The organism is Citreicoccus inhibens, from assembly GCF_019039035.1.
In the GTDB taxonomy this organism is placed as follows: Bacteria; Myxococcota; Myxococcia; order Myxococcales; family Myxococcaceae; genus Citreicoccus; species Citreicoccus inhibens.
On record NZ_JAHNZT010000005.1, the window covers coordinates 355604 to 375532 of the forward strand.

Sequence of the window (19929 nt, forward strand, 5' to 3'; positions counted from 1 at the left end):
AGAGCGGTCCTGCCGGGCGCATGGGTTACTCTGGGTTTGACTCGGAAATCAACGGAACAGCCAGAAAATCTGTAAAGAACCCTCCATTCCGCTTTCTCCGGACAGGACCTCCATCCGCGTGCCCCTCCCCTCCGTTTGCGGTGTTTCTCCTGGTTCGTCTCGTCCGGGTCCGGCAGCCTCGCCGGGGACGAGGCCTGAATGATTCGGGATTGGCTGGCGCGGCTGGGCGTGGGACGCGAGCGGGTGCCTGTCTTCTACGACGAGGCCTACCGGCTGCCGTTGTCCGCGGTGGAGTCCACCGTGGGCATCGAGCCGCGCGGCGTGGACTTCACCACGTGGTACCTCCTGGAGTCGGGCGTGGTGCGCGCCGCGGACGTGCACCATCCGGAGCCGGTGTCCTACGGGCAACTCGCGCGGGTGCACGAGGCGCGCTACCTGGAGTCGCTTGGGCAGGCGGAGACGCTGGCGCGCATCTACGCGGCGGACCCGTCCGAGGTGCCGGTGGACACGCTGCTCGACAACGTGCGCCGGGTGTGTGGCGGCACGCTGGGCGCCGCGCGGCTGGCGCTGCTGCGCCGAGGTCCCGCGGTGAACATGGCGGGCGGCTTCCACCACGCGGGCCCGGACCGGGGTGGGGGCTTCTGCGCCGTCAATGACATCGCGGTGGCGCTCGCGGAGCTGCGCGCGGAGGGCTTCGACGGGCGCGTGGCGGTGCTGGACCTGGACGCGCACCCACCGGATGGAACGGCCGCGTGTCTGGCGGGACACGAGCGCGTGTGGCTGGGCTCGGTGTCGGGCAGTGATTGGGGCGCGCTGCCCGTGGGCGTGGACGAGACCCGGGTGCCGGAGCCGTGTGACGACGCGACCTATGTCTCGCTGGTGGAGCGGCTGCTGTCGCGCATGCCGCGCTCGGACCTGACCTTCGTCATCGCGGGCGGGGACGTGCTCGCGGGAGATCGCTTCGGCCGGGTGGGGCTGACCCTCGAGGGCGCGCGCAAGCGAGACGTGGCGCTGGCGACCGCGCTGCGAGGGCGCCCCAGCGTGTGGCTGCCCGGAGGCGGTTACCACGCCGAGTCGTGGAAGGTGTTCGCCGGGACGGTGCTGGTGTTGTCGGGGCTGGCGAGCCGGCGCATCACCGCGCGCTATGACCCGCTGAGCGCGCGCTTCCAGCGCATCGCCCACCTGCTGACGCAGGAAGGCAGCACGCCGATGGAGGAGCCGCTGACGCTGGAGGATTTGGAGGGCTCGCTCGGCGTCGCGACGGACACGCGGCCCCGCGTGCTCGGCTACTACACGGCGCAGGCGGTGGAGTACGCGCTGTTCCGCTATGGCCTCTTGTCGCACGTGGAGCGCTTGGGCTACCGCCGGCTGCGCGTTGACGTGAGCGCGACGGGCGCGGGTGACCGCATCAAGGTGCTGGGGTACGCGGCGGGCCAGGAGCACCTGCTGACGGACTGCGTGCTGGAGCGCCGGCGCTTGGGCGGCGAGGACTTCCTCTTCGTCAACTGGCTGAGCCTGCGCCACCCGCGCGCCCGCTTCAGCGATCTGCGTCCCCAGCTCCCCGGCCAGGAGGTGCCGGGCCTGGGGCTGGGCCGCGAGGCGACGGAGATGCTGCTCACCATGGCGACGCGGCTGGGGTTGGCGGGCGTGGCGTTCCGCCCCATGTGGTTCCACCTGGCCGTGGTGGCGCGCGCCCGCTTCCGCTTCCTGGACTCCGCGCGCCAGGGGCGCTTCGAGGCGCTCCAGCGCGACCTGAGAACCCTGCCGCTGGTGGAGGCCACGCGGGCGCTGGCGGAGGGGCGGGTGCGCCTGTTGGGCGAGCCGTACCTCTGGGAGCCGGACGACATGGTGTCCCGGCTCATGCCCGGGCAGGACGACAGCGCCACCATCGCCGCCGAGCGCGAGCGCTGCCACTTCACAGTGGAGGCCGGGGACTGACGGCGGCGTGTCCCGCGCCGCGAGCGCCATGGTAGGCAGGCCGCGTGGACCTCGATGCGCGCCGACGTGAGCAGCACAAGCAGCGGCTGTCCTGGATGCCCTGGCTGTACTTCGTCCTCAAGCCGCGCCACCGCGGGTGGGCCGAGGCGTGGCAGCGCGAGGTGCAGGACCACCTGCGCGAGATGGAGACGGTGGAGATCGCCGAGGGGTGTTTCATCGCGCCCCAGGCGCGCATCTTCGCCGAGCTGGGGCGCACGGTGCGCCTGGCACCCGGGTGCAGTATCGCGGCGGAGGCGTTCGTGCATGGGCCGGTGGAGCTGGGCCCCGGCGTGAGCATCAACGCGCGGGCGAGCCTGGATGGCGGCGCGGCGGGCATCCGCATCGGCGCGGGCTCGCGCATCGCCACCGGGGCGACGCTCTACGCCTTCGACCACGGCATGGCGCCGGACCGGCCCGTGCGCGAGCAGCCCGTCACCTCGCGCGGCATCGTGATCGGCTCGGACGTCTGGGTGGGCGCGAACGCGGGAATCACGGATGGCGTCACCGTGGGAGACCACGCGGTGGTGGGCATGGGCGCCATCGTCACGCGGGATGTGCCGGAGTGGGCCATCGTGGGGGGCGTGCCGGCGCGGGTGCTGGGAGACCGGCGCGACCTGCCCCGTTCCGGGGCCCCTGGAGGGTGGGAACCGCCCGACGGCAAGTGAACCACCCCCCCATCCATTGACTTGGCAACATTCGCGGGACTTATGCTTCGGGCGAGGTTTCTCGGGACGGGGAACACGGCCTGTGTAGGCCGACGGTGACGGGCGGAAGTGGGATTTCGCATCCCAGGCCCAGGGGAGGAGACCGCGGTGTCGCAGGAGCAGCGCGAGACAGGGCGCTTCGAGTCGTCCGGCGATAGGCCGGAGCCTTTTTGCACGGGCTGTGCGCGCGCTGTCGCGCCTGATGCCTTGAATGAGCCCGCGGCGCGAGTTCGCGCCCACTTATCCTCGGCGCTGCTGCGCGAGGTCATCTTCGAACTGGATGGCGACGGGCGGCTGGGCTTCGTCGGCATTCCCTGGGAGCACCTGGTGGGCTCGCCCGCGGCGCTCTGGCAGGGCCGGCCGCTGGTGGAGATTTTCGACCCGGAGGACCGCGACACGGCGCGCGCGTTGCTGGAGGCGGCGCGCACGCGCGCCCCGCTGCCGGTGCGCCGCGAGCTGCGCCTGGACGGCGGCGTGGGCGTGCGCTGGGTGGAGCTGTCCGCCACGGGCGTGCCCGGGGGCGCGGGCGACGTGGTGGGCACCCTGGTGGATGTCACCGCGCGCCGCCGCGCCGAGGACGCCGCCACCACCCGAGAGCGCTACCTGGAGGCCGTGGTGGAGGTGCAGCGGCGCCTGCTCGCGCCCGAGCCCTCCGGCGCGCTGTATGACGCCATCCTGGAGCCGCTGGGCCAGGTCTCCGGGGCCAGCCGGGCCTATGTCTTCGAGTTCCACCGCGACAACCAGGGCCGCCTGCTCCAGTCCCAGCGCGCCGAGTGGTGCGCCCCGGGCATCTCGCGCGAGCTGGACAATCCGGACACGCAGAACTTCCCCGTGGACGAGTCCTTCCGCGCCGAGCAGTCCGTGCGGCTGTGGCGCGGCGAGGCGGTGCAGGGCGTGCCCTGGGACTTCGCGCCCGGCATCGCGCCGGTGTTGGCGGAGCAGGGCATTCAATCGCTGCTGATTCTACCCCTGTGGGTGCACGGCGAGCTGTTTGGCTTCATCGGCTTTGACAACTGCGACGGCGGGCGCGCGTGGTCGCCCATGGAGGTCAACCTCCTGTCCGGCGCGGCCGGCGCGCTGTCGCTGGCCCTGGAGCAGCGTACCGCGGACGCGTTGCGCGTGCGCACCGAGGCCACCCTGCGCCGGACCGAAGCGGGCTTCCACCTGCTCATCGAGGGCTTCCCGGATCCGGTGGTCGTGCACGCGGCGGGCGGTACGCTCTTGTCCGCCAATCCGGCCATGGTGCTCTACCTGGGCTATCAGGATCCGGCGGAGCTACTCGGCCGCAACCTGCTGGAGCTGGTGCGCCCCGAGGACCGCGAGGCGGCGCGGCGCCACTTGAGCGAGGCGCAGGACGGCTCGCTGGCGGCCCGCGCGCAGGAAGTGCCGCTGCAGTGCCGGGATGGCTCGGTGGTGGTGGCGGACCTGGTGACGCTGGGCGTGCTCTTCGACGGCGCGCCCGCTCGCGTCACCGTCGCGCGCGACTTCACCGAGCGCAAGCGCGTGCAGGCCCAGCTCATGCTGGGGGACCGCATGGCCTCCATGGGCATGCTCGCGGCGGGCATCGCGCACGAGCTGAACAACCCGCTGGCCTACGTGCTGTCCAACCTGGAGTTCCTCAACCGGGCCCTCGGGGGACTTCCCCGCGCGCTGGCGGTGGAGGACCTGGTGGAGTGCCGCCAGGTGCTGGACGACGCGCGCGACGGCGCCGAGCGCATGCGGCAGATTGTCCGCCAGCTCAAGGTCTTCTCGCGCGTGGACGACGCGCACGAGGAGCCGGTGGACGTGCACCGCGTGCTGGACTCGGTGACGCAGATGGCGGCCAGCGAGATTCGCCCGCGCGCGCGGCTGGTGAAGGAGTACGGCGCGGTGCCGCCCGTGCGGGGCAACGAGGGCAAGCTGTTCCAGGTGTTCCTCAACCTCGTCATCAACGCGGCGCACTCCATCGACGAGGGGCGGATGGAGGCGAACGAGATTCGCCTCGTCACCCGCGAGGACGCGCAGGGCCGGGTGCTGGTGGACGTGCGCGACACGGGCCGGGGCATCGCGCCCGAGCACCTGCGCCGCATCTTCGACCCCTTCTTCACCACCAAGGCCCCGGGGTTGGGCACGGGCCTGGGCCTGTCCATCTGCGACACCATCGTCCGCGCGTTGGGCGGCCTCATCACGGTGGAGTCCGCGCTCGGAGTGGGCACGACTTTCCGCGTGGTGCTGGAGTCCGCCGCGTCTCACGCCGTGCGCGTGGCGTAGCCGTCACCCGCGGTCGCACCGGGGCCGCGCCCTCGGGGGCCGGGTCATTGTGACGCTCACGACGCGTGGCGCGCGCGCCCCTGTCCGAGCAGATCCTCCGTGGCCACCTTCGCGTGCGACGAAGGGGCCGTCCCCCTGGCCCCGGAGGATGCCATGCGCACACACTTCGTCGGACTCTGCCCGGCGCTCAGTCTCCTGCTCTGCGGGCTGGCGGCCGTGAGCCATGCCGCGCCGCTCACGTCGTCGGGCCCCGCGGAGTCGCCGTGCGCGGGCTCGACGCAGTTCCTCGTGGGCGCCGCCCTCTCCGACATCACCGGCCCGGCCGCGGAGGTGGGGATGATGGGCTACGCGCAGGTGGCCCAGAAGACGGCGGGCATCCACATCCGCCTGCGCTCTCGCGCGTTCGTCATCGCGTCGCCGTGCAATGGCAAGCGCGTGGTGTTCGTCAGCGCGGACCTGGGGATGGTGTTCCAGGCGGTGAAGCAGCAAGTGGTGGAGCGGCTGCGCGCGCGCTTCGGGGACCTGTACACGGAGGACAACGTCCTCTTGAGCGCCACGCACACGCATTCGGGGCCGGGTGGCTACTCGCACTACACGCTCTACAACCTCACCACGTTCGGCTTCGTGCCGCAGAACTTCGAGGCCATCGTCTCGGGCATCGTGGACTCCATCTCCCGCGCGCACGCGCGGCTGGCCCCCGGCACGCTGCGGCTGGCGGCGGGGGAGTTGCTCGGGGCCAGTCGCAACCGCTCCCCGCTGGCCTACCAGCTCAACCCGCCCGAGGAGCGCGAGCGCTACACCACGGATGTGGACACGCGCATGACGCTGCTGCGCCTGACGCGGACGGACGGCAAGGAGGTGGGGCTCATCGACTGGTTCGCCGTGCACGCCACGTCCATGGGCAACGAGAACCACTTCATCAGCGGGGACAACAAGGGGCTGGCCTCGTACCTCTTCGAGTTGGAGCGAGGCACGCGCTACACGCCGGACTCGGACTCGTTCGTCGCCGCGTTCGCCAACGCCAACGAAGGAGACTCCTCGCCCAACGTGCTGGGCGGCACCCACGGTGGTGGCGCGGACGACTTCGAGGACACGGAGCTGTCCGCGCGCAAGCAGCACGACTTCGCCTTGCGGCTGTGGCTGGAGGCGCGCACGCCCGTCACCGGAGGCGTGGACTACCGGCACGTGCACGTGAAGATGGATGCGGTGGACGTGGCGCCAGCGTTCGCGGATGGCACGCCGCATCGCACGTGTCCGGCCGCCATCGGGCTGTCCATGCTCGCGGGCGCCGAGGACGGCCCGGGCTTCGGCAGCGAGGGCGCGTCCTGCGCCACCGTGCACGCGCTGTGGAGTCAGTTCACCTGCGCGGCCGTGACCACGCCCTGTCAGGCGGAGAAGCCCATCGTGTTGGAGATGGGCAGCATGCGGCCCTACCCCTGGACGCCCGAGGTGTTGCCCTTGCAGTTGGTCACCTTGGGCAACGTGGCGCTGGTGGCGGTGCCTTTCGAGCTGACGACCATGTCGGGACGCCGGCTGCGACAGACGGTGGCGGCGCGGCTGGCTCCGATGGGAGTGACCGAGGTCGTCATCGCGGGGTTGTCGAACGCGTACTCGGGCTACGTCGCCACGCGGGAGGAGTACGCGCGGCAGGACTACGAGGGCGCCTCCACGCACTTTGGCCCGTGGACGCTGGCGGCCTTGCAGCAGGGCTTTGACGGGCTGGCCTCCGCGCTGCGCGACAGCCGGACGCTGGCGCCCGGGCCCACGCCGCGCGACCTGCGCGCCGCGGTGGTGGGGCTCCAGCCCGGGGTGATGTTCGACGACAAGCTCCTGTGGGTGGACTTCGGTCAGGTCATCACGGATGCGAAGCCCGCCGCGACGCGGGGAGACACGGTGACCGTCACGTTCTGGGGCGGCCACCCGCGCAACGACCTGAAGCTCGGTGGCACGTACATGCGGGTGCAGCGCCGCATGTATGACGGCACCTGGGTGGACGTGGCCTATGACTGGGATTGGGAGACGAAGTACCACTGGGAACGCGAGAACTGCGTGCCCACGCTGGGCTGCTCCCGCGTCACCGTGAGTTGGCGCATCCCCCTCGACACGGCGCCGGGCATCTACCGGCTCATGCACGAGGGGGATTGGAAGTCGGGATGGGACGGGCGCGTGCGGCCCTACACCGGCACGTCCCGCTCGTTCACCGTGCGCTGAGCCTCAGGGCTCGCACAGACAGCAGATGCCGTCGGTGCCCAGGTACTCGCAATACATGACGGTCCCTTGGTTGGATGTGATTTGACAGCCATCGGGATTGGAGAGGGTCTGGGCCTTCACGCCGGCCTTTCCGCAGTAGGTGGCGCAGCTTGCGCCAGCCGGGGCGGCGGGGAGCTGCTTGCAGACCGCGAAGCGGCCGAACGCGTCGGGGGAGTCCGAACCCCGCTGGCCCGGAGGGCCCTGGTTGCCGATAGGCCCCTCGGCACCATTGTGGCCATCCGCGCCGCGGGGCCCATCCGGTCCTTGGGGGCCCTCGGGTCCCTGGAGGGGGACCTGCGCGCCGTTGACGAAGACGTCGCCGGTGTTGGCCACGCGGAACCGGGCCGAGCCCCCTACGACGCTGGAGGCGCGCAGCAGGTCACCTCCGCCCGTGTTGATGAACAGTCCTCCCGTGCCCGCGGCGGAGGCGGCGCGGCCCTCGATGCCCGCGGCGGCGCCGGAGGTCGCGCTGGCGCTGGCGAGGACGGCCTTGCCCGCGGTGCTGGGCGTGGTGACGCTGACGATGGGCCGGGTCGTCGTCGTGGACGCGCTGGAGAAGGTGGCCGCGGACGCCAACCCGTTGCCAATCACGTTGAGCGCCGGCTGGTCTCCGATGGGAAGGCCCAGGTCGCTGTGGGCCTGGTCTCCCACGAGGGTGAGGCTGGGCGCGTCGCTGGTACCCACGACGCTGGCGAGCGGTGCCAGCGTCAGCGCGAAGGCGGAGGCATGCAGGGGCGTGCGAGTGCCCACCTCCGCGGTGCCCCCGTTGGGCAGGAACGCGACATAGACATTGGCGCGCCCCGCGAGGACGTTGGGAGCGATGCCTCCGCTGGTGTTGGCCCCCAACTTGACGGCGAAGGTCTGTGACGTGACCACGACGGACTGCGTCTCCTGGAAGAGGACGCTGCCCGCGCCCACCGTGGGCGAGTCATACAGGCGAAAGACGAGCGAGACGGTGCCATTGGCCTGTCCGGGGTAGCTCCCGGAGAAGGGCACCATGTTGGCGTTGGACAGGGTGAAGGGGGGCGGCGTGGTCGTTCCGCCTCCCGGGTCGCCGGAGGCGGCGAGCGCAGGGGGGGCGAGGACCAGTCCGAGTCCGAGGATGAAGGCGCGAGAGAGTCTCATGACATTCCTCCGTGGGACGCGGACTCACTGCCGGCAGATGCAGCAGCCGCCGTTGGTGCCGGCGTATTCGCAGCCCGTGGTGTTGGGGAGGGCGACGTGGCAGTAGCCCTGCATGGCCGCCATCACGGCGCCCAGGTTTCCGCAGGCCACGCCACAGGCCGACGGCGCGTTGTCGACGCATGCGGCGAAGATGCTGCTGAAGCCTGAGGGGCCCGGTCCGCCCGGCGGGCCATCCTTGCCCTTCGCGCCGTCGGCGCCATCGGCGCCGTTGCCGCCCGGCTTGCCCTCGTGGCCCGGGGGACCGGGCAGTCCAATCTGGGTCCCGTTGACGAAGACATCGCCGCTGTTGGTGACGCGGAAGGCGGGCGTGCCGCCCACGGTGGTTCCTGCCTGGAGCAGGTCGCCACCGCCCGTGTTGACGAAGAGGCCGCCCGTGCCGCTGGCGGAGGCGGAGCGCCCCTCGACACCCGCGGTGGCGCCGGAGGTGGCCGTGGCGTGGGCGAGCAGCGCGCGTCCCTGGGTGCTGGCCGTGGTGGCGCTCACCGTGGGCTTGGTCGCGGTCGTGGATGTGCTGGCGAAGGTGGCGGCGGAGGCGCCCGCGGCGTTCTCCGTGACCGAGAGGGCCGGGCTGAGGCCGGTGGGGATGCCCGTGGCGCCATAGGCCTGGTCTCCCACCAGCTCCAGGGTGGGCGCGCTGCTCTGTCCCGCGACGGTCGCGCCCGGCGCCAGCGTGAGGGCGAAGGCCGCGGCGTTGAGCGGTGTGCGAGTGCCAATCTCCGTGGTGCTGCCGTTGAGGGTGAACGCGACGTAGACGTTGGAGAACCCCGCCAGGGCCGCCGGCTCGATGCCGCCGCTGGTGTTGGCGCCCAGCTTCACGGTGAACGCCTGAGAGGCCACCGTGACGGATTGCGTCTCCTGGAAGAGGACGCTGCCTGAGCCCACCGTGGGGCTGTCATACAGCCGGAACGTCAGGCTGACGCTGCCATTGGCCTGTCCGGCGATGGTGCCGGAGAAGGGAAGCTGGTTGGCGTGGGAGATGGTGATGGGGGGCTGGGTGGTGCCGCCTCCCGTACCGCCTCCCGAGGCCGCGAACACCGGCGCGGCGAAGGTGAGACCGAGTCCGAGAAAAGGCACGACGAGGTACCGCGGTAGCATCCGCGACGTCATTGATGTGGCTCCAGGGATGGACTGCGGTGGGGGTACGGAATCCCTCCGAAATCTTCCCGGAACCCAATCCATTGCTTGCACGGTGGAGGGTTTCGGCGCGCGAGTCCCTCCCATCCGGAATGGCTGTCAGGGCCTCGCCTCGCGCGCCCGGCCTCGCATGAGGGAGCCGGGGCGGGGTGTGCGCGCGCGGTGGATGAGCGTGCGCAGGTGCTCGGAGGGATTGATGAATTGCACGCCCACGCCCGAGGACATGCCCCACGCTCGCGCCTGGCGCGCGTCCACGTGGCGCACCACCTCTCCGGCGCAGGGCACCTCCTCGCCCTCCAGCAGGAGCGTGAACTCCAGGCGGGTGAACAGCAGCGGGAAGGGCTCGGCGCAGCACATGAAGAGGCCGCCCTTGCTGAGCGCCGTGCAGGCCACGTCCACCGCGCCGGGGCCGGTGGGGCGGCTCACCCGGGCGCTCCACGTGAGCGGAGGCGTCAGCAGTGACGGGGTGTCCATGAGCATGTCGGCCTCGGGGAGGTGGGTGGAGGAAGCAGGGTCCTGGGCCGCGGCGAGCAGTGCGTGCTTGAAGTCGAGCGCCGAGTCGAACCGGTCCTCGGGCCGGCGCGCCAACGCGCGCAGCAGGGCATGGGACAGCGCCTCGGAGACCTGGGGCGCCAGCTCGTGCGGGGCCAGCGGCGCCACCGGACCGGTGGCCAGCATCAGCTCCGCCATCTGCCCACGCTCGAAGGGAAGCTGGCCCGTGGCCATGTAGTAGGCGGTGACGGCGAGCGCGTAGATGTCCGCGCGCCCATCCACGGGTTGGCCCGCCCACTGCTCCGGCGCCATGTACGCGGGCGTTCCCAGCACCATGCCCGCGGCCGTCTCGTCTCCGGCCGACGCGCGCCGCGCCTTGGCCACGCCGAAGTCGAGCACCTTCAGCGCGGGAGGCGCCTGGGCCTGCGTCACGACGAAGAGGTTGTCGGGCTTGAGGTCGCGGTGCACCACGCCCTGCCGGTGGGCCGCATCCAGCGCGTCACACGCCTGCGCGAGCAACGGCACCAGCGCCGCGGCCGGCATGGGCCGCGCGCACTGAGACAGCGGCACACCCTCCAGGTACTCCATGACGAAGTAGTGGATGCCGCCCGGCTCCTCGCTGATGTCGAAGATGCGGACGATGTTGGGGTGCCCCACCACGTTGACCGTGCGGGCCTCCGCGTAGAAGCGCGCGCACAGCCATTCGTCCGAGCTCAGGTGCGGGTGCATCACCTTCACCGCCACCCGCGCGCCGATGAGCGTCTGCTCGCCCAGATAGACCGCGCCCATCCCGCCCACGCCCAGTCGCCGCACCAGCCGGTAGTGCCCGAGCGTGCGGCCGGTCAGGTCCACCGGCTCCGGTGTCGGCTCGGTCGCGGGCGAGGCGGATGCAGGCGGCGCCTCGGCGGACACGGGTGCGCTCGCGCCGACCTGAGGCCACGCCACGTGGCTGCACACCACGTCCTCGGCATGCTCGGACAGACACAGTTCGCAGTGCATGGTCCCCCCGAGCAGACACCAGGACACGCGAACCCAGGTGCATCCACGGGTTGCGTACCGTCGTTCTCTAGACCGCGCGCGGGGCGGAGCGCGGCCGGCCCGCGGTCGCAGTCGAGAGTTCGCGGGATTGCGATGACGAATACCGCACACCCCTCCGGGGGGTGCTCAGGCTCGCGAGGCTTTGCGGTCCGTCGCCGTGCTGGCGGGGAAGGGCGCCGCGTCGATGCGCACGCCCACGTAGGAAGGGAAGCGGGGCACGCCGTCGTTGGACAGCTCCTGGTAGCGGAACGTGATGACGGTGCCCACGGGCGGCGGGTCGCGTCGCTCGGCGTCCGACAAGCCGGTGCCCACGGAGAAGCGCTTGCCATTGCGCAGCTCCACGTCCAGCGCGCCCAGGCGGCCCTTGTGTCGGCCGGCTCCGGGCAGGTGCGCCACCACGCGCGCCTCGTCGTCGTGGAAGCTCTTCACCTTGAGCAGCGTGTGCGAGCGACCCGCCTCGTAGCGCGAGCCGGGCTGACGCAGCATGAGCCCTTCTCCGCCCAGCGCCTCCACGCGCGCCAGCTCCTGACGAAGCTGCTCCGTGCCGCGGCAAGGCTCGTGCTTGTGCCACGAGGCGTAGGGCGGTGCGTGCTTCTCCATCCACTGGCGGCAGCGCTCCAGGCGGGCCTCGAAGACGCCCTCCTCCGAGGGCGCATCGAAGACCACGAAGGTCAATTCCTTCCAGTCGTCGCTCTTGTCCTGCCGCCGCGCGATGCTCACCGTGCGCTGGAAGCGCTTGCGCCCGCCGAACAGCTCCCCATCGAGTGGGAAGTCCGGCAGCTTCGCGGTGAACCACTCAGGCGCGTGGAACTCGTTGCCCAGGCGCGACCAGAGCTTCTTGCCGTCCCAGTACGCCCGCACGCCGTCGAGCTTCTCGCTCATCCACCAGCCGGTGAGGTCCACATCGTTCTGCCAGGCGTGCGCCAGCAGGAGGGGTGGGGCCTTGTCCGAGGACTCCTCCGCGTCCCCCGAAGCGGAGGCGCTCGGGCGGGGCGCGGGCGACGCGGGCGCGCCCACCCGAGCGTCCTCTTCAGCGTTGCCGCGCAGCTTCCGCAAATGCTTGCAGGTGCGCCGCTCGATGGCGATGGACTGGTTGCGCCACGCGGGGCACGAGCAGGAGTACACCCCTCCGGTGTTCTTCAGGACATACGGCTTCGACCCCGAGCCCTGCATCAAGTGCTGCTCACCGTCCGTGATGTCCGCCATGGCGTCTCCCCTCCGTGCCGCGTCCCTCGCGGCGATGGAAGAAAGATTACCAAGCACGTCTGACCTTCCCCTGGCACTCCGAGTGCGCGGGGGGTGGCGGTCGCGGGCGAGGCGCGCCACCCTACGGCGGGCCGCGGACGCGGCTTTCGGGAGGCAGGCCGGCATGGTGGTCACCCTCATGGGCGTCTCGGGCTCGGGGAAGACGACGGTGGGGCGCGTGCTCGCGCAGCGCCTGGGGTGGCGCTTCGTGGACGCGGATGACCTGCACCCACCCGAGAATGTGCGGAAGATGGCCTCGGGTCAGCCGCTGACGGATGAGGACCGGGGGCCCTGGCTGGCCCGGGTGACGGCCCGGGTGACGGACGCGCTGAGCAGTGGGGAGGACCTGGTGCTGGCGTGCTCGGCGCTGCGAGCGTCCTACCGCTCGCGTCTCACGGTGGACTCCGCGCGGCAACGTTGGGTGTCGCTGTATGCGCCGCGCGAGGTCATCGTGAAGCGGTTGTTCGAGCGCACGGGCCACTTCATGCCGCCCGCGCTCCTGGACAGTCAGCTCGCGCTGCTGGAGGCACCGGCGGACGCGCTGGTCATCGATGTCACGCCGCCGCCCGACGACGTCGCGAAGGCCATCATCGATGGCCTGAAGCTCGTGCCCCATCCATGAGTCAATCCACCGTGACGCCTCGGAGGCCTCAACCGTTCGTGCTGCCTCGGGGCCTCAATCTCCCTTGATGGCGAGGAGCGGATCCACCTGGGTGGCGCGCCGCGATGGAATCCAGCTCGCCGCCAGCGCGACGGCGGTCAGCGCGAGCGCCACGCCGACGAACGTGGTTGGATCCGTCTCGCTCACGCCGTAGAGCAGTCCGCGCAGAAGGCGCGTCAGCACCAAGGCGCCCACGAGTCCCACGCCCACGCCCGGCAGCACCGCCCGCATCGCGTCGCGCAGCACCATGGCGCGCACCGCCCCGGGCCTCGCGCCCAACGCCATGCGGATGCCCAGTTCACGCTGACGCTGCGCCACCGAGTACGCCAGCACGCCGTAGATGCCCACGGCCGCGAGGAACAGCGCCAGCGACGCGAAGCCTGCAATCAGCACCGCGAGCAACCGGCGCGAAGCCACCGAGCCCGTCACCAGGTCGGCCATGAACGACACCTCCACGGGCGCGTCCGGGTCGGTCGCGCGCACCACGGCGCGCACGCGAGGCCCCAGCTCGGACAGCGGACCCGAGGCGCGCACGAGCACGGTGGCGCCGGCCATCAGTCGCTCGGGGCGCTGTGACTGCGGGACGAAGAGCTGCGGCTTGGGCGCGGCATCGAGCCCGTCCTGGCGCACGTCACCCACGACGCCCACCACGGTCATCCACTCGCTCTTGTGCGCGTCCATGCCGGGCAATCGGATGCGATGCCCGAGCGGGTCGGAGCCCGGCCAGTAGCGCTCCGCCATGGCGCGATTGATGAGCGTGACATGGGGTGAGCCCGCGCGGTCCTCCTCCTCGCTCAGGGCCCGGCCGCGCAAGAGCGGCACGCCCAGCGTGGCGAACGCGTTCGTGTCCACGATGTGGTAGCCCGCCGAACCCACGGTGACCGTCCCGTCATCCACCATGAAGCCCGACGTCATGGACATCCCGCTGAGCGGGACCTGGTTGATGACGCCCACGGACTCCACGCCGGGCAGCTCGCGCAGCTCCCGCGTCAGCCGCTCGTAGAAGCCACGCACGCGGTCGCCGTCACCGTAGTGGCTGCCCTCCTTGCCATAGCGGGACTCGGGCAAGGAGATCTCCGCCATGAGCACGCGCTCGGGATGGAAGCCCGGGTCCTCGCCGAGCAGCGCATGCAAGCTCTTGAGCAGGAGCCCCGCGCCCACGAGCAGCATCAACGCCAGCGCCACCTCCGCGCTGATGAGCAACGCGCGCCCTCGCAGCCGGCCGCCCCCTGTCCCCGTCGCTCCCTGCGCCATGGCGCCGCGCAGGTCACGCGTGACGTGCAGCGCGGGCGCGCTCCCTACCGCGAGCCCCGTCAGCAGCGACACCGCCAGCGCGAAGCCGAGCACGCGCGCATCCAGCGTCGGCGCGGCCAGGGTGGACAGCGGAGAGGCCCCCGTGCCGAGCAGGTGCAACAGCCCCACCGCGATCCCCACGCCCAGCGCTCCGCCCGCGAAGGACAACACCAGACTCTCCACCAACAGCTGGCGCAGCAGCCGCCCGCGTCCTGCGCCCAGCGCCGAGCGGATGGCCAGCTCGCGTTGCCGCGCCTGCGCCCGCGCCAGCCCCGCGCTCGTCAGGTTGACGCACGCCACGAGCAGCACCAGCCCCACCGAGCCCAGGAGCACGAGCAGCGGCGTGCGGCTGTCGCGGGACAGGAACGTCTGGAGCGGCGTGACGATGACGCCCTCCGCGTCCATCGCTGTTCCCAGCTCGGCCTTCAGGCTCGCGAAGCGCGCCGCCAGCTCTACCCCCAGCCGCTCCGGGGTGACGCCATGACGCAGGCGGCCCACCACGCTCCAGTTGTGCGCGGTGCGATGCGGATTGGTGTCCACGTAGGCCAGCCACACGTCCACCCCCGCGGGGAACTGGAAGCCCTGCGGCATCACGCCCACGACGCGCGTGTCGCCCGAGCCGAGCCGCAGCGTGCGCCCCACCCAGCTCGGATCTCCCCCGAGAACCTGCTGCCAGAAGCGGTGGCTCACCACGGCGGCGGGAGGCTGGCCCTTGGCGCCCTCGTCGGAGGTGAAGCCGCGCCCCAGCAGCGGGCGGACGCCCATCACGTCGAAGAAGCGCGGGCTCACCAGCGCGGAGGGCGAGCGCCGTGGCTCCAGGCCGCCCAGCACCGTGACGGTGTCTTCCCCGTAGTACGCCACGGAGGAGAGCCCCGTGCCGTGCTCCTCCACCTCGCGGAAGTTGGCGCCCGCGAAGTGCATCTCGGGGTACTTCCGGTTGGTCTCGTGGAGCATCACCAGCTGCCCCGCATCCGGGAAGGGCAGGGAGCGCAGCAGCGCGGCGTCCACGCCCGAGAACACGGCCACGGTCGCCCCGATGCCCAGCGCGAGCGTGAGGAGCGCCACGGCCGTATACGCAGGGCTGCGCCGCAGCGACCGGAGCGCCAGCCGCACATCCCGGGCCGCGTCCTCCAGCACCCGCAGGCCGCGAGCGTCGCGCGCCGCCTCCTTGGCGCGGGCCTCGCCGCCGAACTCGCGCTGGGCCTTGGCGCGGGCCGCCTCGGGCGACAGCCCCTGGCGCATCAGGTGCTCCACCTCCATCTCGAGGTGGAAGCGCAGCTCGTCATCCAGTTCGCGCTCCAGCGCCCCCCGGTCGAAGAGGGCACGCAGGCGGCGCGTCAATCGGTGTCTCAGATTGGACAGGTCGGACATGGACAGGCTCGCGAGCGGGGTGAGTCAGGTGGGAGAGAGCTGCATCACGCGCTGTACGGCCTTCACGAACTCCAGCCAGCCCGCGGTCTCTCGCTCCAACTGCCGGCGCCCCTCGGCGCTCAGCGTGTAGAAGCGCGCGCGGCGGTTGTTCTCGGACACGCCCCACTTCGCGTGGATCCACCCCCGGTCCTCCAGCCGGTGCAGCGCCGGGTAGAGCGCCCCCTGGTTGAGCTGGAGGATGTCCCGCGACGTCTCGCGGATGTGGTGCGAGATGCCCCAGCCATGCTTCGCCCCCACCGTCAACGTCTGGAGGATGAGCATGTCGACCGTGCCTGGGATGCGGTCGATGGGGATGTCGGGCCGGCTCTTGGTGTCAGTCACTGACAGGAGTCTGGCGGCTCTCCTGTCAGCGGTCAACAGGAGCACTGGTGGACGTGGGGGCTCGGAGAGGGTGGAAACGGGTGCTCCGGGTGGTATCAACACCCCATGCCTGACTCGTCCCCGCCCCTGTTCAACACGGTGCCCGTGGAGATGGACTTCCCCGCCGAGGAGCGCCGAATCCTCGCGTTCTGGAAGGACCGCCGCATCTTCGAGCGCTCGCTCGAGGCCCGTCAGGGAGCCCCCTCCTTCGTGTTCTACGAGGGCCCGCCTACCGCGAACGGCCTGCCCCACAACGGCCACGTCCTCACCCGCGTCATCAAGGACCTGTTCCCCCGGTTCCAGACCATGCGGGGCTTCCAGGTGCCCCGGAAGGCCGGCTGGGACACCCACGGCCTGCCCGTGGAGGTGGAGGTCGAGAAGGAGCTGCGCATCCACGGCAAGGCGGAGATCGAGCGCTACGGCGTGGAGCCGTTCACCGAGCGCTGCATCGAGTCCGTCTTCCGTTACACGACCGAGTGGGAGCGGCTGACGGAGCGCATCGGCTTCTGGGTGGACCTGAAGACGGCCTACGTCACCTATCACCGCAGCTTCGTGGAGAGCGTGTGGTGGGCGCTGGCGGAGCTGTTCCGCAAGGGCTTGCTGTATCAGGGCCACAAGGTGGTGTGGTGGTGGCCGCGCGGCGGCACCGCGCTCAGCGCCGCCGAGGTGGGCCTGGGCTACAAGACGGTGGACGACCCGAGCGTCTACGTGGCCTTCCCGCTGCGCGACACGCCGGACACCGCGCTGCTCATCTGGACGACCACGCCCTGGACGCTGCCGTCCAACATGTACGCGGCCGTCAACCCGTCGCTCGACTACGTCACGGTGGACGCGGGAGACCGCAAGCTCATCGTCGCGGCCGGTCAGCGTGACGAACTGGCCAAGAAGCTGAAGAAGGACCTGCCCATCCTGGCCACGCAGAAGGGCAGCGCGCTGGTGGGTGTGCGCTACGTGCCGCCGTTCCCGGACGTGTACTTCCAGCGCTTCGGCGACGTGATGTTGCCGCTGAAGGATGGGGGCTCGGACGCGCGGGCGTGGCGCGTGGTGGGCGCGGACTTCGTCACGCTGGGCAGCGGCACGGGCATCGTGCACACGGCGCCCGCGTTCGGCGAGGACGACTACGACGCCTTCCGCAAGGACCGCGCGCGCTTCGTCCAGCCGGATGACGCGGAGCTGTTCTGCGCGGTGAAGCCGGACGGCACCTTCTCCGAGGAGGTGCCGCTCGTCACGGGCCGCTTCGTGAAGGACGCGGACAAGGACCTGCAGCGCAACCTGAAGGAGCGCGGCCTGCTGGTGCTCGCCGAGCAGTACCGGCACGAGTATCCGTTCTGCTGGCGCGCGGACGAGGATCCGCTCATCCAGTACGCGCGGCCCGCCTGGTACATCCGGACCACGTCTGTGATTGAGGAGGCCAAGGCCAACAACCGCCAGGTCAACTGGGTCCCGGAGCACATCAAGGAGGGCCGCTTCGGCGACTTCCTGGCGCACAACGTGGACTGGGCCCTGTCGCGCGAGCGCTACTGGGGCACCACGCTGCCGCTGTGGATCCACTCGGAGACGGGCGAGGTGGAGTCCATTCCCTCGCTCCAGGAGCTGCGCTCGAAGCCGGGCAACAACCTGGCGGCGGTCGAGGCCGAGCTGCACGCGTTCCTGAAGGACAAGCCGCACGAGTCCAACGCCGAGCACCTCATCGTCCACAAGCCGTGGATCGACAAGGTGACGTACGAGAAGCCGGGCACGCCGGGGCGCTTCCAGCGCGTGCCCGAGGTGGTGGACGTCTGGTTTGACTCGGGCTGTATGCCTTTCGCGCAGTGGGGCTTCCCGCACGCGCCGGGCTCGCGCGAGGCGTTCAACCGCGCGTTCCCCGCGGACTTCATCTCCGAGGCCATCGACCAGACGCGCGGCTGGTTCTATTCGCTGCTCATGGTCAGCACGCTGCTCTTCGACAAGGAGACGCAGGAGCGCATCGGCGTGACGCCGCCGCGCGACCTGCCGATTCCTTACAAGAGCTGCATCGTGCTCGGCCACGTCTCGGACAAGGAGGGCAAGAAGGAGTCCAAGTCCAAGGGCAACTACACGCCGCCGGAAATCATCCTGGATGACGTGCGGATGGACTTCGCGGTGCTGTCCGCCGCCGAGGTTGGCGCGCAGGGCGAGGCCGGCGTGGCGCTCATCGCGCGCGAGGACCTGGAGGGCCTGGACCTCCAGGAGGGCGCGCGGGTGAAGTTGTTCCGCCCGGACCGGCCGGACGTCGCCGTCTCCGTGACGGTGAAGGTGCACAAGAAGCTCAAGCGCCGCGTGGCGTTGCTGGCCCCGGCCGAGCTGACGGCGCTGAGCGTGGCGCCGTCGAAGCGCGGGGCGGACGTCATGCCGGTGGAGGTGCCCCGGCTGGCGGCCTCCGAGCGCGTGACGATGCAGGACCCGGCCAGCACGGCGCCGGGCGCGGACGCGTTCCGGTGGTTCTTCTACGCGGCGAGCCCTACGTGGTCGAACACGCGCCACTCGCTGTCGAACGTGCGCATGTTGCAGAAGGACTTCCAGGTCAAGCTGCGCAACGTCTATTCATTCTTCACCATCTACGCGAACCTGGATGGCTTCAACCCGGCGGCGGGCAACGCGGACGCGGCGGACATGCCGTGGAAGGCATTGGCGCGCAGCCAGGGTTGGCGCGAGGTGAAGGCGCGGCCGGTGTTGGACCGCTGGATTCTCTCCGAGGTCCACCTGACGCTGCGCGAGGTGACCAAGGCGCTGGACACGTATCAGGTGTACGACGCGGCCCAGCGGATGGTGGCGTTGGTCGACGCGCTGTCCAACTGGTACGTGCGCCGGGGGCGCTCGCGCTTCTGGGCGCCGGGCTTCGAGCAGGACAAGCGCGACGCGTACTTCACGCTGTACGAGGCGCTGACGACCCTTACCGGCATGGCCGCGCCCTTCATCCCGTTCTTCGCGGACGAGATGTGGGGGAACCTGGTGCGCAAGCCGTGGCCCACGGCGCAGCCGGAGAGCGTGCACCTCGCCCGCTTCCCGGAGGTGGACGCGAGCCTCATCGACGAGGCGCTCGCGTCGGAGATGGGCGCGGTGCGCGAGCTGGTGTCGCTGGGCTTGAAGGTGCGCACGGACAACCGGCTGAAGGTGCGCCAGCCGCTGGGGCGCGCGGACGTCATCCTGGCGCGGAGCGAGCTGCGCGAGCGCGTGGCGGTGTACCGGGACCTCATCGCGGATGAGCTGAACGTGCACGCGGTGCAGTTCGTGGAGCCGGGGAGCGCGGAGGCGGACGTGGTGCGCTTCCGGGTGCGGCCCAACCTGCGCGCGGTGGGTGGACGGCTCGGGCCCAAGCTGGCGCCGGTGCGCAAGGCGTTCGACACGGGCGACGCGCGGGCGCTGCACCGCGAACTGCTGACCACGGGCAAGGTGGTCATCACGCTTGGGGACGAGTCGCTGTCGTTCTCGGGGGACGACCTGGAGACGCTGGTCGAGGCGAACCCGGGCTACGCCGCCGCGGGAGCGGGAGTCGGCGTGGTGGTGCTGCACACGGAGCTGACCGAGGCGCTGGTGGACGAGGGGCTCGTGCGCGAGCTGCTCGCCCGCGTGCAGGCCGCGCGCAAGGACATGAACCTGGGCTACGCGGACCGGGTCCGGCTGTGGGTGGACGGCGACGAGCGCGTGAAGCGAGTCACGCGCGAGTCCCACGACCTCATCGCGGCCGAGACGCTCGCGGCCGAAATCCACGTGGGGCCCGAGGGCTTCACGGGCCAGGAGGAGGAGTTCAACCTCAATGGCCTGCCCGCGCGAATCCGGGTGGAGCGAGCCTGAGTCGTTGAACAAGCAGGGAGAGCGTTCGCGTCGGGTTCACGCGGACGCTCTCCCGTGTCAGTCATTGCGGAAGGCTTTGGGCGGGCTGAGCGCGTT

General features: G+C 71.1%; 12 protein-coding genes. 6 read left to right on the forward strand and 6 right to left on the reverse strand.

The window, feature by feature from the left end; all coding sequences use genetic code 11:
• Window positions 1–198 precede the first annotated feature (198 nt).
• From KRR26_RS09845 to KRR26_RS09860, 4 genes are all read left to right on the forward strand, one after another.
• Entirely contained in the window at window positions 199–1938 is a 1740-nt protein-coding gene (locus tag KRR26_RS09845) for a histone deacetylase family protein (protein ID WP_217079677.1), read from the forward strand.
• A 44-nt stretch (window positions 1939–1982) separates the two neighbouring features.
• The gene (locus KRR26_RS09850; protein ID WP_120204288.1) at window positions 1983–2642 is read left to right on the forward strand and encodes an acyltransferase; all 660 of its coding nucleotides are present in this window, start codon (window positions 1983–1985) and stop codon (window positions 2640–2642) included.
• A gap of 147 nt (window positions 2643–2789) precedes the next feature.
• Window positions 2790–4931, forward strand: coding sequence for a GAF domain-containing sensor histidine kinase (locus tag KRR26_RS09855; RefSeq protein WP_120204289.1), 2142 nt, complete (start codon window positions 2790–2792; stop codon window positions 4929–4931).
• Window positions 4932–5084: 153 nt separating this feature from the next.
• Window positions 5085–7142 carry a neutral/alkaline ceramidase gene (locus tag KRR26_RS09860; protein ID WP_217079678.1) on the forward strand — a complete coding sequence of 686 codons (2058 nt, stop codon included), beginning with the start codon at window positions 5085–5087 and terminating at the stop codon, window positions 7140–7142.
• Window positions 7143–7145: 3 nt separating this feature from the next.
• Here the strand turns inward: KRR26_RS09860 and KRR26_RS09865 are convergent, their stop codons facing one another.
• The 4 genes from KRR26_RS09865 to KRR26_RS09880 all read right to left on the reverse strand — a co-directional run bounded on the left by KRR26_RS09865 (window position 7146) and on the right by KRR26_RS09880 (window position 12236).
• On the reverse strand, window positions 7146–8306 hold the full coding sequence (locus KRR26_RS09865) for a collagen-like protein (RefSeq protein WP_217079679.1): 1161 nt from the start codon (window positions 8304–8306) through the stop codon (window positions 7146–7148).
• A 24-nt stretch (window positions 8307–8330) separates the two neighbouring features.
• Entirely contained in the window at window positions 8331–9473 is a 1143-nt protein-coding gene (locus KRR26_RS09870) for a hypothetical protein (protein ID WP_217079680.1), read from the reverse strand.
• A 126-nt stretch (window positions 9474–9599) separates the two neighbouring features.
• Window positions 9600–10991, reverse strand: a complete 1392-nt coding sequence (locus KRR26_RS09875; RefSeq protein ID WP_217079681.1) for a serine/threonine-protein kinase — start codon at window positions 10989–10991, stop codon at window positions 9600–9602.
• Between the two features lie 165 nt (window positions 10992–11156).
• The gene (locus KRR26_RS09880) at window positions 11157–12236 is read right to left on the reverse strand and encodes a DNA ligase (RefSeq protein ID WP_120204298.1); all 1080 of its coding nucleotides are present in this window, start codon (window positions 12234–12236) and stop codon (window positions 11157–11159) included.
• A gap of 163 nt (window positions 12237–12399) precedes the next feature.
• Here KRR26_RS09880 and KRR26_RS09885 point away from each other — a divergent pair, with 163 nt between their 5' ends.
• Window positions 12400–12897 carry a gluconokinase gene (locus KRR26_RS09885; protein WP_217079682.1) on the forward strand — a complete coding sequence of 166 codons (498 nt, stop codon included), beginning with the start codon at window positions 12400–12402 and terminating at the stop codon, window positions 12895–12897.
• A gap of 54 nt (window positions 12898–12951) precedes the next feature.
• Here KRR26_RS09885 and KRR26_RS09890 read toward each other — a convergent pair whose 3' ends face one another.
• Complete coding sequence (locus tag KRR26_RS09890; protein ID WP_120204301.1) at window positions 12952–15600, reverse strand: ABC transporter permease; 2649 nt, start codon at window positions 15598–15600, stop codon at window positions 12952–12954.
• Window positions 15601–15624: 24 nt separating this feature from the next.
• Window positions 15625–15981, reverse strand: coding sequence for a PadR family transcriptional regulator (locus KRR26_RS09895; RefSeq protein WP_233576767.1), 357 nt, complete (start codon window positions 15979–15981; stop codon window positions 15625–15627).
• 105 nt (window positions 15982–16086) lie between these two features.
• On the opposite strand from KRR26_RS09895, the gene ileS reads away from it, so the two are divergent.
• The gene (gene ileS / locus KRR26_RS09900; protein WP_217079683.1) at window positions 16087–19833 is read left to right on the forward strand and encodes an isoleucine--tRNA ligase; all 3747 of its coding nucleotides are present in this window, start codon (window positions 16087–16089) and stop codon (window positions 19831–19833) included.
• Window positions 19834–19929: the final 96 nt, after the last annotated feature.